This is a genomic window from Cetobacterium sp. ZOR0034, from assembly GCF_000799075.1.
In the GTDB taxonomy this organism is placed as follows: Bacteria; Fusobacteriota; Fusobacteriia; order Fusobacteriales; family Fusobacteriaceae; genus Cetobacterium_A.
In genome coordinates this window covers 1-13,433 of the sequence record NZ_JTLI01000029.1, presented here as the reverse complement: position 1 = coordinate 13,433, position 13,433 = coordinate 1, and the positions used below count along the sequence as shown (strand labels likewise).

The window sequence follows — 13,433 nt, the reverse complement described above, 5'->3', positions numbered from 1 at the left end:
ACTACTGGCAGATTTATTGTAGCAATTGTGTTTATGAAAATAATGTAGAAAAACTACATGGAATCATAGATGCAATTGCGTTTTACGTTGTTCATCTGTGAGGGCCAGTAGTTTATTGATAAATAAATGGAGACCTCATAATAAAAATATGAGGTTTTTTTAATCCTAGGCCTAAACCTCATATTAATTTATGGGGTTTTTATTTTTATAAAATTAAAATTATTAATTTAAAATAAAATTGATTTAGGAGGATTTTGTGGAAGAGAATAGAGAGCAGTGGAGCTCAAAGATGGGCTTTATCATAGCAGCGATAGGATCAGCAGTTGGTCTTGGAAATATATGGAGGTTTCCTTATGTAGTTTATTCAAATGGTGGAGGTGCATTTTTAATTCCATATTTTGTAGCAATATTTACAGCAGGAATTCCATTATTAATATTAGAATATGGAGTTGGTCATAAATATAGAGGTTCAACACCTCTTTCACTATTTAGAATAAATAAAAAATTTGAGTGGATGGGTTGGTGGCCGATTATAAGTTCTGGATTTATACTTTGCTATTATTCATTAGTGCTTAGTATGGCTATGAAATATTTAACTCTTAGTTTTACAAAAGGCTGGGGTAACGATTCAAATAGTTATTTTTATAATGATTTTTTAAATATTTCAAGTTCACCTTTTGATTTTAATGGAATTGTTTTACATATATTAATTGGAATTACAATTATATGGTTAATAAATTGGTTTATATGCTACAAGGGAATCAAATCTGGAATAGAAAGATATAATAAGATTTTATTACCTTGCTTATTAATAATTGTATTAATAATCGTTTTGAGGGGTGTTACCCTAGAAGGAGCAACTCTAGGATTAAATACGTTATTTACTCCTGATTGGAGTAAACTTAAGAATCCAAAGGTTTGGATTGCAGCTTACGGACAAGTATTTTTCTCTCTAAGTGTTGGAACAGGAATAATGATGACATATTCAAGTTATCTACCTAAAAAAACTGATATAAACAACAGTGCATTTATGACAGCTTTTGCTAATTGTAGTTTTGAGTTTATATGTGCTATTGGAGTATTTGCAATATTAGGAGTTATGGCTTTTACTTCAGGAGTTCCAGTAAATGAGGTTGTTAGCAGTGGGATTGGATTAGCTTTTATAGCATTCCCTAAAGTTTTTTCTCTTATGGGAATCTGGGGAAATATACTTGGAGTTCTATTCTTTATGTGTTTGACATTTGCAGGAATAACCTCTGCTGTTTCATTAGTTGAAGCTATATCAGCAGCGATAATAGATAAATTCAATATTGAACGTAAGATTGTTGTTACAAGAATATCTATCTGCGGATTTTTCTTGAGTATTGTATTTGCAACAAATAGTGGTCTATATATTTTAGATATTATGGATAATTTTATAAATAACTATGGAATTGTTAGTGTAGGACTGTTAGAAAGTTTTGTAATAGGATGGTATTTAAATGCAGATGTTATTAGAAATCACACGAATGGAATATCTTACATTAGAATAGGTTCTTGGTGGAATATTATAATAAAATATATAACTCCTTTATTCTTATTTTTAATATTGGTTCAAAGTATATTTAATGAGTTTAAAGCACCATATGGAGGTTATTCAGGATTGGCTTTGACAGTTTATGGATGGGTTATTATTTTAATTGGGATTTTAGGAGCTATTGTCTTAAGTAAAAAATCATGGAAGAGTAATTAAAGGAGAGCAAATGACAAACGAAGCGATAATATTTATGACTTTAGGATTAACAACACTTTTAGGTGGATTAATAACAACATTTGTAATAAATTTTAAAAAATAAAAAATGGAGGTAGTCGGATTTGGCTATCTCCATTTTGTTTTAAATTTTAAAATTCTTTTCTCTCTTTAAACCATTGTATAGTTTCAGCTTCAGTTTCTTTAGGTAAAATTCTACCATATACCTCTTTATAAAGCCAAGCCAAAGTCTTTTTAGAAAGATATTTTTTCATCTCATCCTCACCTTCTTGCATAACTACTTTTATAAAGCAAGGGCATTTTGTATGTGTTGCGGGTAGATTATTTGGATCTAGTAAGATATTTTTTTGTCTAATCTCAGCACATTGGAAAAGAGGTTCCTTTCCCTCAACAGCTTCAACAACATCCCAAAATGATATCTCTTCAGCAGAACGAGCAAGTTCATATCCACCTTTAACTCCAGGAACAGATTTAGTTATTCCAGCTTTCCCAAGTTTGGTAAAAACTTTTGATAAATATGATTCAGAAACTCCTTGGAACTCTGCTAAATCTTTTATTCCAACATAGTCTTTATCTTTTAATTTTACAATATATAATAAGCAATGAAGAGCATACTCCACTCCAACAGACATTTTCATAATTAAAGATAAAACTTGTCGCCAATTAAAAAAGATTTAAAAACATATTGGTTGATAAGTTAAAAAAATTTAAATTTAATTAGAGATAAGTTTTATCTATAATATGATTTTAGGAGGATTTTATGTTTAATGAGAAATTTTTAGATGTTTTAGCAAAAGAGGGAGTTGTGTCAATTGTGACAACTGGAGCAGAGGAAGCTCATATATCAAACACTTGGAATAGTTATTTAACTATAGTTGAAGAAAATAAAATATTGATTCCAGCAGCGGCAATGATAAAAACAGAGAAGAATATAGATTTTAATAATAAAGTTAAGTTAACACTTGGAAGTCATGAAGTGATGGGATACAGATATATGGGAACTGGTTTTTTAGTTGAAGGAACAGCAAAGTTTTTAAAATCAGGAGAACATTTTGATATGATGAAAGAGAAGTTTTCATTTTTAACAAGAGTTTTAGAAATAACTGTAACTTCATATAAGCAAACACTGTAAGGAGAAAAAATGATAAGAGAGATATTAGAGGAGAGATGTGTTGGTTGTGGAAAATGTGAGGTAAGCTGTATTGTTGGATGTATATCTTCAAAAGAAAATAGAAAAAAAGAGATTGATTCTTCAGCTTGTGTAAACTGTGGAGCTTGCACATTGGTTTGCCCAATGAATGCAGTTATAGAAAAAGCAGCCTAGATTTAGGCTGCTTTTTAATTTCTAGATCCCCACTCATGCATAAGTGTTAAAATTGGAATTAATTCCATTCCTTTTTCTGTAATAGAGTATTCAACTTTAGGAGGAATTTGTGGATATTCTTTTCTATTTATCAAACCATCTTCAGCAAGTTCTTTAAGTTGTTGTGCTAACATTTTGTGATTTATTCCATTTAATCTTTTTTTCAATTCACCATATCTGTGAATTCCATCAGTTCCTAAATGCCATAGGATAATTGGTTTCCACTTTCCACCCATAAAATCTAATGTATACTCGATAGAACATTGGTATTTTTCTTTTCTTTCTAAATCTCTCATAATTTTTTCTCCTTTACTTACTTTTTAGATAGTATATTACTAAAAAGTGCATACTTTACATAATTATTATATTAATATATACTAAGTCAGTAAATAACGCAAGTTAAAATTTTAAATAATTTAGGAGGAAAAAATATGTACCCAAGAAATTTTTCACACATAGGAATATCAGTACCAAATTTAGAAGAGGCTGTTAAATTTTACAGCGAAGTTATGAATTGGTATGTAATTATGGCACCAACTTTAGTAAAAGAGGAGAAGGAAACAGCAATCGGAATGATGTGTATTGACGTTTTCGGAGAAAACTGGGGAGAATTTAAGATAGCTCATATGTCAACAGGAGATGGAATAGGAATCGAGTTATTTGAGTTTCCACAAAATGATAAACCAAGAAACGAGTTCAACCCATACCCAACAGGAGTGTTCCACTTCTCAGTAAAGGATCCTAACATTGAAGAGTTAACAGCTAAAATTGTTGCTGCTGGTGGAAAGCAAAGAATGCCAATTAGAGAGTACTATCCAGGAGAAAAACCATACAGAATGGTTTACTGTGAAGATCCATTTGGAAATATAATTGAAATCTATACTCACTCATATGAGATGCACTATGGTGCTGGAGCTTACCAACACGAATTAAAAGATTAATAATTAGAAAAACCTTCAAGTTAAATAATTTAAAACTATTTTATCTTGAAGGTTTATACAAATATTTTATTAAATTTTGTGTAACTTAAATAAATTCTTCTTTTATTTTTTCAGTATAAGTTTCTTTTTTATTTCATTTGAAAACAAGTAATATCTTTTTTGAAGAAAGGAAATTCATAGAAAAAATAGAATAAAAAAATAAAAAGGTGGTGGTATTATGAAGAATAGTAACTTTAAAAGATTCTCTTTCAATAGAAAAAGAAGAGAATTTAACACAAACTATTTACTAATATTAACATTTTTTATTACTACTTTATTTTGTTTATTTTATGGATAATATATAAAAAACAGCCTATTACGTTAGGCTGTTTTTAGTGTTTTATTAAAGTTTTCCATAAGCAATTAAAGAGTCATTTATATTTATAGATAAACTAACAGTTTGATACAAAACAACTCCATCAAACTCAGCATAAAAAGTATGGAGAGTTTCACCGAAACAGTCTTTAATCTCACCTATTAAATCACCCTCTTTAAATTTTTCTTCTGGATTTAGAGCAGGATACCAATACCCTTTTAAATGAGAATCAATATACCTCACTTCTTTTATCTCGATTTGATTGATCGTTTTTTCTAAAGTTTCTTTAGATAGCGAAGAGGAATTAAGAACTCCAATAGCAACTAAAGCTTTAGAAATATCTTTTTTATATTCAGAAACTTGGTCTGTTGTCCAGCAACCTTTTCCTCCTCTTTCTAAAAGAAGAGCAGGAACTCCTTGAATAGCTGCCGAATTATAGGCTCCGGTTGAAGCTTTAGAACGCACTCTATAGGCCATATTAATTTCATTAGCTATATTGTGTGAGATATTTATAATCTCCTCACTCCCGATTCCCGGGGCATAAATAAAAGGCATTACATCTTCAAATACATCTCCACCATGTATATCTAAAAAGAAATCAAGCTGAGGATACAAATATTTTGAAAAATGATAAGCAATCTTCTCTGACAAAGACCCTTGAATAGTACCAGGAAAAGCTCGATTTATATTTTTACCATCTTCAGGTAAAATAGCAGCTACTCTTTTAAAAAAACCAGAATAATTAACAGGATGTAAGATTATTAGTGTTCCTTTAATATCTTTTGCCTCAATATCCTGTGATAGCTCAATCGCACTTTGAATTCCAGCATATTCACAGCTGTGAATTCCACTACAAACAGTAACTACTTTTCCTGTTTTTTCACCACATATAATAGTAACTGGAATTGAATAATTTTCAATTTCCCAAAATCCTTTTATTTTTTCATTTTGATTACAATATAAATTACCTAAATTGAACATAAAGTTCCTCCGTTAAATTAGTGTTTTTTTTAATTGAGGAAGCAAAAAAGCTCCTCTAAAGAAATAAAAAATTAAAAAAGATATCCAAATCCCATTATTACCTAGTTTTGGAATCATAAAACTATATGAAAGAAAAAACATGAAAAAAGCTCCCCCAGTGGATAAAGCTACTGGAAAAGTTTTGTTCGCTCCAGTAAAAACTCCATAGAAAGTCAAACCTAAGAACGAAATAAGAGGATATAAAGCAATCCAAAACCAAAATTGTCTTGATAAACTCAAAATAGTTTCTAAGTTAGAAAATATTAAAAAAATCTTTTCCGATAGACTGATATAGAAAAATGAAGTAAGAATTACAAAGATGATTCCCCATTGCAAGTTTCTTTTCCAAACCAGTTTCATCATATAGTTATCTTTGAGTCCAAGGGCTCTACCAGAGAAAACACTTGAAGTATTTGCGATTCCATCAAAAGAATAAGAGATAATAGAAACGATTTGTAAAAGAATACTATTAGTGGCCAAGATATCTACTCCCAAATTAGAACTAGCTGATATAATTAAGTTATTATGTAGTAATAGAAAGAAGGTCCTAACCATTAAATTTCTATTTATAACTAAAATATTGACAATCTCTTTTTTATTTATGATAGCTGAGATGTTGATAGATTTAAAGTATCCGTAAGGGATTATAAAGTATAAACCTATTAAAAAAGAGATCATTTGTGATACAAGGGTTGCATATGCAACTCCTTCAACTCCTTTTTTCAGAAAAATTACGAATATAACATCTAAGATTATATTCAAAATATTCCCTGATATTTGCATAGTTAGAGAACCAAAGACGTTTCCTTTGCCCATAAGCCAACCTAAAATGACATAGTTAAAAAGTACAAATGGAGCACCAAATATTAATATAGAAAAATAAATTTTAGAAATATTTTCCACTTCTAAGGTGGGATTAATAAATTTCATAGCTAGATTAAAAATATTACTTTTAAAAAGAACACAGATTAAACTTATAAAAAGAGCTATAATAAAAGGTCTTAAGAAAACTAATGCATTTTCATTTTTAGTTTTATGAGTATTTTGAGCACTATAACTAGTTGTACTAACTCTTAAAAATCCAAACATCCAATAAATCGTATTGAAAATTAAAGTTCCTATTGCAACACCAGAAATTAAAATCTCACTATTTAAACGTCCGATTACAGCTAAATCTATTGCACCTAAAAGAGGTTGCGTAACAGTTGAAAGTATAAACGGAATCATAAGAGATATATACATGCCATTAGTTATAAAATTTTTATTGATTCTCATAAATATCAATCTCCAAAATTGAATTTAAAAGATTTTGAGCATATTCAGTTTCAACATTACTTAATCTATATATAGAATTAACTTGCTCAACAATTTTACCTTCATTAAAAAATATAACTTTATTACACATATAAGTTACAGATGGCAAATCATGAGTTATAAAAATATATGTGAAGTTAAATTTTTTTTGTAACTCTTTAAGTAGATTCATAACTTGAGTTTGAATAGAAGCATCTAAAGAACTAACAGCCTCATCTAAAAGTATAAATTTAGGCTTTGTTGCTATTGCTCTGGCTATACACACTCTTTGGAGCTGTCCTCCTGAAAGTTCATGTGGATACCTTTCTAAAAAAGTTTCATTTAAACCAACTGATTGTAAAAGCTCAAGAGTTTTATTTTTTTTATCAAATTTTTGTGATTCTTTTTTTTCTAAAATTTTTAAAGACTCGTTTATAATATCTTTAACTTTAAATCTTGAATTTACTGAAGATATATAATCTTGAAATACAACACTTTTTAAATGATTAAGTTGTTCTTTTTCTTGCCTTGTTTTTTTCCCATAAAGATTTATTCCTTCTAGAAAAATCTCACCTTCATTGGGAGGTAAAAGCCCAACTAAAGATTTACCGAGTGTACTTTTTCCACTGCCACTTTCTCCTATGATTCCTAAGCAATCTCCCTCTTCTAAAAAGAAAGAAACCCCCTTTATAATTTCTTGTCGCTCTTTCCCGAATATTTTTTTTTGTGTTTCTTTTTTAAAACTAATTCTAATATTTTTTACTTCGAGTAGCATTATTTTCACCTATCTTTAAAATTTCTTTGTAACGATTCATAACAGCCATCTTTTTATCAATAAGATTTTTAGTAAATGATTCATCTTTCTGATTAAAAAGACTATTTAAATCTCCTGACAATTCACTATTCCCATTATTCATAACAATAACTTTATCAGCGATTTTGTTGATAACACCAATATCATGAGAAATAAAAATTAAAGCTACATCATGTTTTTCTTTGATATAAAGAAACTCTTTCATAATTTCGAATTGAGTTATTGAATCAATCGCTGTAGTAGGTTCATCAGCTATTATAATACTTGGATTCATACTCAGAGATAATCCAATCATAATTCTTTGAAGCATTCCTCCGCTTAATTGGTGTGGAAATTTCGATAAAACTTCTTCTGGATTTCTAATTTTCATTTTTTTAAGAATTTCTATAGCATAAGATTTTCTAATCTTAGAATTTATGCCGATATGTTCTTTCAATGTTTCTTCTATTTGATATCCAATATTATAAAGAGGATCAAAACAAGTCATTGGATTTTGTAAAATCATAGCAATATCTTTTCCTCTTATTTGTCTCATGTCTTCTTTATTTTTATCTAATAAATTTTCATTTAAATATATTGCTTCTCCATCAATTTTAAATCTATGAGAGTCAAGTAGCCCCATGATAGCTTTACAGGTCATACTTTTTCCACTACCACTTTCACCTAGTATTCCTAAACATTCACCTTTTTTTAAGGAGAATGATAGGTTGTTTACTATTTTTTTATTATTTGTATAAATAGAAAGATTTTTGACATCTAAAATTTTCAAATTAAACCTCCTTTGGATCTAAGGCATCTCTTAATGAATCACCTATAAAATTAAAACTTGCCACTACCAAAACTATGGCAATTCCAGGAGCCAACATTTGAGTAGGATTTACTGTCATAACATTTTTAGCTTCACTTAACATAGCTCCCCACTCAGGAAGTGGAGGTTGAACTCCAAGGCCCAAAAAGGAAAGCGTTGAAATATTCAAAATTGCCCACCCGATATCTAATGTTGCTAAAATTGACATCTCTGATGCAATACAAGGCAACATATGTTTTACTAAAATAAATTGTCCACCAGACCCTATACATTTAGAAAATTGAACAAAATTTTTATCTGTATATTTAACTACATTTGTACGTATCATTCTGGCATACCAAGCCCATTTAATAAAAATGTTAGCAATGATAACATTAACTATATCTACACCTAGTAGTGCAACAACTGCTAAAATCATAATCTGGCTTGGAAACGACAACATTACATCAACAACTCTCATTATAATTTCGTTAATTATTCCTTTGAAGTAACCTGCTAATAATCCCATAATAGTTCCAAGCCCAATTGTACCAAGCATTGTTAAAAATGATAAAAATAATGTCGGCCGAATTCCAAAAATCATTCTTGAAAGAACACATCTTCCTAGATGATCTGTTCCTAAAGGATATTCAAGTGAATACTTTGCAAATTTATTCATGATATTATTTTCATAAGGATTATGTGGCGCTATATAAGGTGCAAAAATTCCACAAAATATAATAATTCCAATAAAAATTAAACAAATTAAAGTAAATCTGTTCTTTAAAAGTCTTTTTAGCATCTAACTCACATCCTTTCTTAATCTTGGATCCGTCACATATTGTAAAATATCGAAAATTAGATTAAAAATTACAAATAAAACTCCAATCATAAGAACGTAAGTTTGAATAACTGGATAATCTCTATTAAAAATTGAGGTTATACACAACCTTCCAACTCCAGGCCAAGCAAAAACATTTTCAACAACTATTGTTCCTGCTATAAGTTGAGGAATACTCATTCCAATAGCTGTAATACAACTATGAATTGAATTCTTAAATATGTGCTTACTTAAAATATTTTTTTCTCTCAATCCTCTAACTTTCGCATATAAAACATAATCCTCTTTCATATTGTCAAGCATATTATTTCTGATCAATCTAATATATGTCGATATATATGTTAAAGAAACTGTAAACGACGGAAGAATTATATGTTTGAATGACCCACTACCACTTGTAGGTAGCAGGTCTAATTTGATACTAACAGTCCACATTAAAATTAATCCAATCCAATATGGAGGCATTGCTGTTGTTGTGAAAACCATCCCTCTAATAAATCTATCAAATAGAGAATCTTTGAATACAGCACTAAAAAATCCGATAGGAATACTTAGAGTTATAACAAAGAATAGCGACATTCCTGCCAATTTAAGAGTTGGAGGAAGAGATCTAGATATCTCACCTAAAACTGTTCTAGATGGATTTGTATAACTAACACCAAAATTTAGTTTCAAGCAATTTATCAACCATTTTACATACCTAATCAAAAATGGATCGTTTAAACCTAATTCTTTTCTAACTTGAAGAATAGCTTCTTCAGTAATAATTGGTGTTTGCCTAATTCTTAACGCTACTTCAGCAGGATCAGAAGGAATCAAGCTTATAAAAATAAAACATACAAAAGAGATACATAGAAGTAGAGGAATAACTAATAAAATTCTTTTAATAATATAATTCTTCATTTAATCCTCCGAATTTACTCAAAATACATCTGCTGGAAAGGAACTTCGTATTGAGTTTGAGTAAAGGTTACATTTTTTAAAGTATTTATAAAGATAGCTTTATTACATTCATAAGTGATAGGAATATAAACAGCATCTTGATGCAGGCTCTCAAAAACAAACTTATATAAATTTTGTCTTTCTATTTCATCTGTAGAAATTAAAATTTTTGTTATAGCTTCATCTATATCTTTTTTATTATGCAATCCTAATTGAGCAACGTAATCACCATAAACAGGCTGACGCATTGCCGATAGTGACGATTGGGGATCGTAAGGAAGTCCCCATGAAATATTAAATACCATATCAAAATTACCAGATTTCATCTTATCTCTATACGATTGTTCCTCTTCTCCATTTATATTTATAGCTATTCCAATTTTCTTATATTCAGATTGCAGATATTCAGAGATAATCTTTTCTGTAACACTATCACTATTATAAAGTAATCCAATTTCTAGTTTCTTTCCATTTTTCTCACGAATACCAGAAGTTGATTTTATCCAACCGGCTTTGTTTAAAATAGATTCTGACTTTTCAATATTAAATTCAAAAGGTTTCAAATTTATATTTGCATATGGCACTGTTTTAGCATAAAGAGTATCTGCTGGAGTTTCTAATCCATAAAAAATTCCTTTTGAAATCGCTTCTCTATTAGTAGCATGTTGAAGTGCATATCTCACATCTATATCTTTTAATATTTCACTATTTGTATTAATCACAATTTGTCTAGTGGACGTCGGTTCAGATAATAGAACATTGAATTTTTTGCTATCTTTATATTTATTGATTGCATCTGCATCGAGCATATTTTTTCCAAAAATCAAATCAATTTCACCTTTTTCCAAAGCCAAAATACGTGTTTGATTATCTGGAATTACTTTGACTATAATTTTTTTTATTTTTGGAATATCTCCCCAATAATTTTCATTAGCTTCAAAAATAGCATATTCATCTGTAACTACATTTTTTAATATATAAGGACCCGTTCCAATATATCCAGAAACTCCATTTTTAGTAGTTCCATCTTTCATCGCTTTTGGCGAAATCATAGCAAATGGTCTTGTTACAGCTAACTCTGTAAGCATAGGGTAATATGCTTCTTTTAATTTTATTTGAAGAGTATAATCATCTAAAATCTCAATTCCATCTAAAAGTTTCATCATTTCTAACCATGTATGTCTACTTTTATTATCTAAAATAGCATCAAAATTTTGTTTTATAGCATTAGCATCACAAATCGTTCCATCTGAAAAAGAAACTCCCTTTCTTATATTAAAAGTATATATTCTTCCATCTGGAGAAATATTCCAGCTTTCAGCTAAAGATGGTTCATACCCATTTTTTCCGATATTTACTAAAGTTTCAAAAAGCATCTCTTGAGCATACATCTCACCCGCATATAGATGTGGATTTAAATCTCTAATATCTCTAAAATTAACATATGTTAAAGTATCTTTTGGTATTTCATTGAGTTTAGTATTTATAGATTCTGATTTTTTAGAGTCATTCCCACATCTAATTAATGACAGTAGAATAGTACCTCCAATAATAAATTTAAAATATTTTTTCATATTGCCCCCTTTTTAGTTACGTATTTTTAAGATATAATAACACTTTTTCATTTTGTTTACAACATAAAATATTTTGATATACAAAATATATATATATAGATTAAATTTTTGAAATTTGATATATATATAAAAAAAGATGTAATTTAATTTAAATTACATCTTAAAATTCTTATTTTTTAATTGAAAACCAATGAGTTATAGATGGAATATTTCCGGGATTTCTATATTTATGAGGAGTATTTTTTTTTATATATATAGAATCCCCTTCTTTCAATTTATAAATTTTTCTATCTGAAAGATTTATTTCTAACTCACCTTTTATAACTAATCCAATCTCATCATGAGAGTGACTCCATCTTATATTTTCTGAAGTACACTCAGGATCGATAACCACATAACTTCCATTAAAATCAGGATTTTCTGGTATTAAGTTATAATATTTTGTTCCTTCTTTATTAGATTTGAAAAGTAATTCTCTATTATTAGCTCTTAAAATTGAAATCACTTCTTTTTCCTCTTTCAATAAATCTATAAGACTTATATCTAAAACTTGACATATAAGTTGAAGATTTGCAATTGAAGGACTATTTATATCTCTTTCTAAATTACTGATAAATCCAACAGAAAGTCCTGTTTTTTCAGAAAGTTCTTTTATTGATAATCCACGATCTTTTCTTAGCATCTTTATTTTTTCAGATATTTCCATTAGTTTTACTCCTATCATTTTCAGTTTATTTATCCTTATTATATCATAAAATCTGTTTCAGTACAAAATTCAAAATTCTGAAGAAAATATTCATTATTTTGTTGATTAAAACAAAAAAATATGATAATATCTTTCTATAATATTAATATTACAAACAAAATTAAAAAAAGGAAGGATTTTTATGACACTAAGTTTTTTATTTTCATCACTAGCAGTTGCAGCTACACCTGGTATAGCAACGATATATGTTTTAAACAACTCTGCTTCTTTTGGAAGAAGAGAAGGGATTATTTCTGCTTTGGGAATCATGACTGGAGGAATGATTTACAATGTTATTGCTGCTGTTGGTCTATCATCATTAATATATCTTTTTCCAAATTTGCTTAGTGCAATAAAAATAGTTGGAGGTCTTTATTTAATATACGTAGGAGTAACGGCATTAATTGCAAAAGATAAAGAAAATACCGACAAAATAAATTCTGTAAAAAATAATTGCTACTTAAGAGGGATTATTACAAATTTAGCTAATCCTAAAATTTTATTATTCTTTGTAACATTTATTCCACAATTTGTAAAAAATACAAATAACTATGGTTTTGAATTTATAATGCTCGGAAGCATATATCTTTTAGTTGAAATAATTTGGTTTGTTTGTTTAGCTACATTTATATCTATTTTTGCGAAAACAACAAATGGTTCTTTTAAAAAATATATGAAATATATTTCTGCAGGTGTTTACTTAGCTATGGGGCTATTACTTATTATCAATTTATAAATAGACCTATATATATAAATAAAGAAAAATAAAATTTTACAATATTTTTTAGACTTGTACTAAATTGAATGAAACATTTATAACTCTTTAAATATACAAATTACAAGTCTTTAAAAATAATTTTTTTAAAAATAATTTTTCTATAGATTGAAAGATTTTAATGAATAATTCTTAAAATCTTTCAATTTTTTATTAAATAATGTAACTACTCAGCTAGTAACTAATAAAGTTTAATAGGAAAGATACTTTTTTCAAATTAATGAAGAAAGTAT

16 protein-coding genes are annotated in these 13,433 nt (G+C 28.4%); 6 read left to right on the top strand and 10 right to left on the bottom strand.

Translation table 11 applies throughout. The annotated features are described in order from the left end of the window. Positions 1-256 precede the first annotated feature (256 nt). A complete protein-coding gene (locus tag L992_RS06735; protein WP_047395205.1) occupies positions 257-1,732 on the top strand; it encodes a sodium-dependent transporter in 1,476 nt (491 codons plus the stop codon). Between the two features lie 10 nt (positions 1,733-1,742). Then, on the top strand, positions 1,743-1,835 hold the full coding sequence (locus L992_RS13480; protein ID WP_156110656.1) for a MetS family NSS transporter small subunit: 93 nt from the start codon (positions 1,743-1,745) through the stop codon (positions 1,833-1,835). A 46-nt stretch (positions 1,836-1,881) separates the two neighbouring features. On the opposite strand, the gene L992_RS06730 is transcribed toward L992_RS13480, so the two are convergent. After that, positions 1,882-2,388: an Rrf2 family transcriptional regulator gene (locus L992_RS06730; protein ID WP_047382728.1), complete on the bottom strand. Its 507-nt coding sequence runs from the start codon at positions 2,386-2,388 to the stop codon at positions 1,882-1,884. A gap of 122 nt (positions 2,389-2,510) precedes the next feature. Between L992_RS06730 and L992_RS06725 the strand changes: the two genes are divergently transcribed. Continuing rightward, positions 2,511-2,882 (top strand): pyridoxamine 5'-phosphate oxidase family protein, encoded by a 372-nt coding sequence (locus tag L992_RS06725; protein WP_047382729.1) that lies wholly within the window; start codon positions 2,511-2,513, stop codon positions 2,880-2,882. A 9-nt stretch (positions 2,883-2,891) separates the two neighbouring features. Beyond that, on the top strand, positions 2,892-3,074 hold the full coding sequence (locus L992_RS06720) for a 4Fe-4S binding protein (protein WP_047395201.1): 183 nt from the start codon (positions 2,892-2,894) through the stop codon (positions 3,072-3,074). A 14-nt stretch (positions 3,075-3,088) separates the two neighbouring features. Here L992_RS06720 and L992_RS06715 read toward each other — a convergent pair whose 3' ends face one another. Further along, positions 3,089-3,409 (bottom strand): helix-turn-helix domain-containing protein, encoded by a 321-nt coding sequence (locus L992_RS06715; protein WP_047395199.1) that lies wholly within the window; start codon positions 3,407-3,409, stop codon positions 3,089-3,091. Positions 3,410-3,544: 135 nt separating this feature from the next. Here L992_RS06715 and L992_RS06710 point away from each other — a divergent pair, with 135 nt between their 5' ends. Beyond that, positions 3,545-4,054 carry a lactoylglutathione lyase family protein gene (locus L992_RS06710; protein WP_047382733.1) on the top strand — a complete coding sequence of 170 codons (510 nt, stop codon included), beginning with the start codon at positions 3,545-3,547 and terminating at the stop codon, positions 4,052-4,054. Positions 4,055-4,436: 382 nt separating this feature from the next. On the opposite strand, the gene L992_RS06705 is transcribed toward L992_RS06710, so the two are convergent. The 8 genes from L992_RS06705 to L992_RS06670 all read right to left on the bottom strand — a co-directional run bounded on the left by L992_RS06705 (position 4,437) and on the right by L992_RS06670 (position 12,386). Continuing rightward, a complete protein-coding gene (locus L992_RS06705; RefSeq protein WP_047382735.1) occupies positions 4,437-5,390 on the bottom strand; it encodes a M14 family metallopeptidase in 954 nt (317 codons plus the stop codon). 12 nt (positions 5,391-5,402) lie between these two features. After that, positions 5,403-6,704 carry an MATE family efflux transporter gene (locus L992_RS06700; protein WP_047395196.1) on the bottom strand — a complete coding sequence of 434 codons (1,302 nt, stop codon included), beginning with the start codon at positions 6,702-6,704 and terminating at the stop codon, positions 5,403-5,405. Next, positions 6,691-7,497 (bottom strand): ABC transporter ATP-binding protein, encoded by an 807-nt coding sequence (locus L992_RS06695; protein WP_047395193.1) that lies wholly within the window; start codon positions 7,495-7,497, stop codon positions 6,691-6,693. The genes L992_RS06700 and L992_RS06695 overlap by 14 nt, the downstream gene beginning before the upstream one ends. Then, entirely contained in the window at positions 7,472-8,305 is an 834-nt protein-coding gene (locus L992_RS06690) for an ABC transporter ATP-binding protein (protein ID WP_047395191.1), read from the bottom strand. Before L992_RS06690 ends, L992_RS06695 begins: the two co-directional genes overlap by 26 nt. Before the next feature lies 1 nt (position 8,306). After that, positions 8,307-9,125, bottom strand: coding sequence for a nickel/cobalt ABC transporter permease (gene opp1C, locus L992_RS06685; RefSeq protein ID WP_047382741.1), 819 nt, complete (start codon positions 9,123-9,125; stop codon positions 8,307-8,309). Continuing rightward, positions 9,126-10,067 (bottom strand): nickel/cobalt ABC transporter permease, encoded by a 942-nt coding sequence (opp1B, locus tag L992_RS06680; RefSeq protein ID WP_047395188.1) that lies wholly within the window; start codon positions 10,065-10,067, stop codon positions 9,126-9,128. 14 nt (positions 10,068-10,081) lie between these two features. Then, positions 10,082-11,680 (bottom strand): nickel ABC transporter substrate-binding protein, encoded by a 1,599-nt coding sequence (nikA, locus tag L992_RS06675; protein ID WP_047395184.1) that lies wholly within the window; start codon positions 11,678-11,680, stop codon positions 10,082-10,084. Positions 11,681-11,849: 169 nt separating this feature from the next. Then, complete coding sequence (locus L992_RS06670) at positions 11,850-12,386, bottom strand: helix-turn-helix domain-containing protein (RefSeq protein WP_047382746.1); 537 nt, start codon at positions 12,384-12,386, stop codon at positions 11,850-11,852. A gap of 181 nt (positions 12,387-12,567) precedes the next feature. Here L992_RS06670 and L992_RS06665 point away from each other — a divergent pair, with 181 nt between their 5' ends. Next, positions 12,568-13,161 carry a LysE family translocator gene (locus L992_RS06665; RefSeq protein ID WP_047382747.1) on the top strand — a complete coding sequence of 198 codons (594 nt, stop codon included), beginning with the start codon at positions 12,568-12,570 and terminating at the stop codon, positions 13,159-13,161. The last annotated feature ends 272 nt before the right edge of the window (positions 13,162-13,433 follow it).

Bases quoted from the DNA above. Each gene is read 5' to 3' on its own strand.
- L992_RS13480 (WP_156110656.1), top strand. From the start codon at position 1,743: ATGACAAACGAAGCGATAATATTTATGACTTTAGGATTAACAACACTT.
- L992_RS06730 (WP_047382728.1), bottom strand. From the start codon at position 2,388: ATGAAAATGTCTGTTGGAGTGGAGTATGCTCTTCATTGCTTATTATAT.
- L992_RS06725 (WP_047382729.1), top strand. From the start codon at position 2,511: ATGTTTAATGAGAAATTTTTAGATGTTTTAGCAAAAGAGGGAGTTGTG.
- L992_RS06720 (WP_047395201.1), top strand. From the start codon at position 2,892: ATGATAAGAGAGATATTAGAGGAGAGATGTGTTGGTTGTGGAAAATGT.
- L992_RS06715 (WP_047395199.1), bottom strand. From the start codon at position 3,409: ATGAGAGATTTAGAAAGAAAAGAAAAATACCAATGTTCTATCGAGTAT.
- L992_RS06710 (WP_047382733.1), top strand. From the start codon at position 3,545: ATGTACCCAAGAAATTTTTCACACATAGGAATATCAGTACCAAATTTA.
- L992_RS06705 (WP_047382735.1), bottom strand. From the start codon at position 5,390: ATGTTCAATTTAGGTAATTTATATTGTAATCAAAATGAAAAAATAAAA.
- L992_RS06700 (WP_047395196.1), bottom strand. From the start codon at position 6,704: ATGAGAATCAATAAAAATTTTATAACTAATGGCATGTATATATCTCTT.
- L992_RS06695 (WP_047395193.1), bottom strand. From the start codon at position 7,497: ATGCTACTCGAAGTAAAAAATATTAGAATTAGTTTTAAAAAAGAAACA.
- opp1C (WP_047382741.1), bottom strand. From the start codon at position 9,125: ATGCTAAAAAGACTTTTAAAGAACAGATTTACTTTAATTTGTTTAATT.
- opp1B (WP_047395188.1), bottom strand. From the start codon at position 10,067: ATGAAGAATTATATTATTAAAAGAATTTTATTAGTTATTCCTCTACTT.
- nikA (WP_047395184.1), bottom strand. From the start codon at position 11,680: ATGAAAAAATATTTTAAATTTATTATTGGAGGTACTATTCTACTGTCA.
- L992_RS06670 (WP_047382746.1), bottom strand. From the start codon at position 12,386: ATGGAAATATCTGAAAAAATAAAGATGCTAAGAAAAGATCGTGGATTA.
- L992_RS06665 (WP_047382747.1), top strand. From the start codon at position 12,568: ATGACACTAAGTTTTTTATTTTCATCACTAGCAGTTGCAGCTACACCT.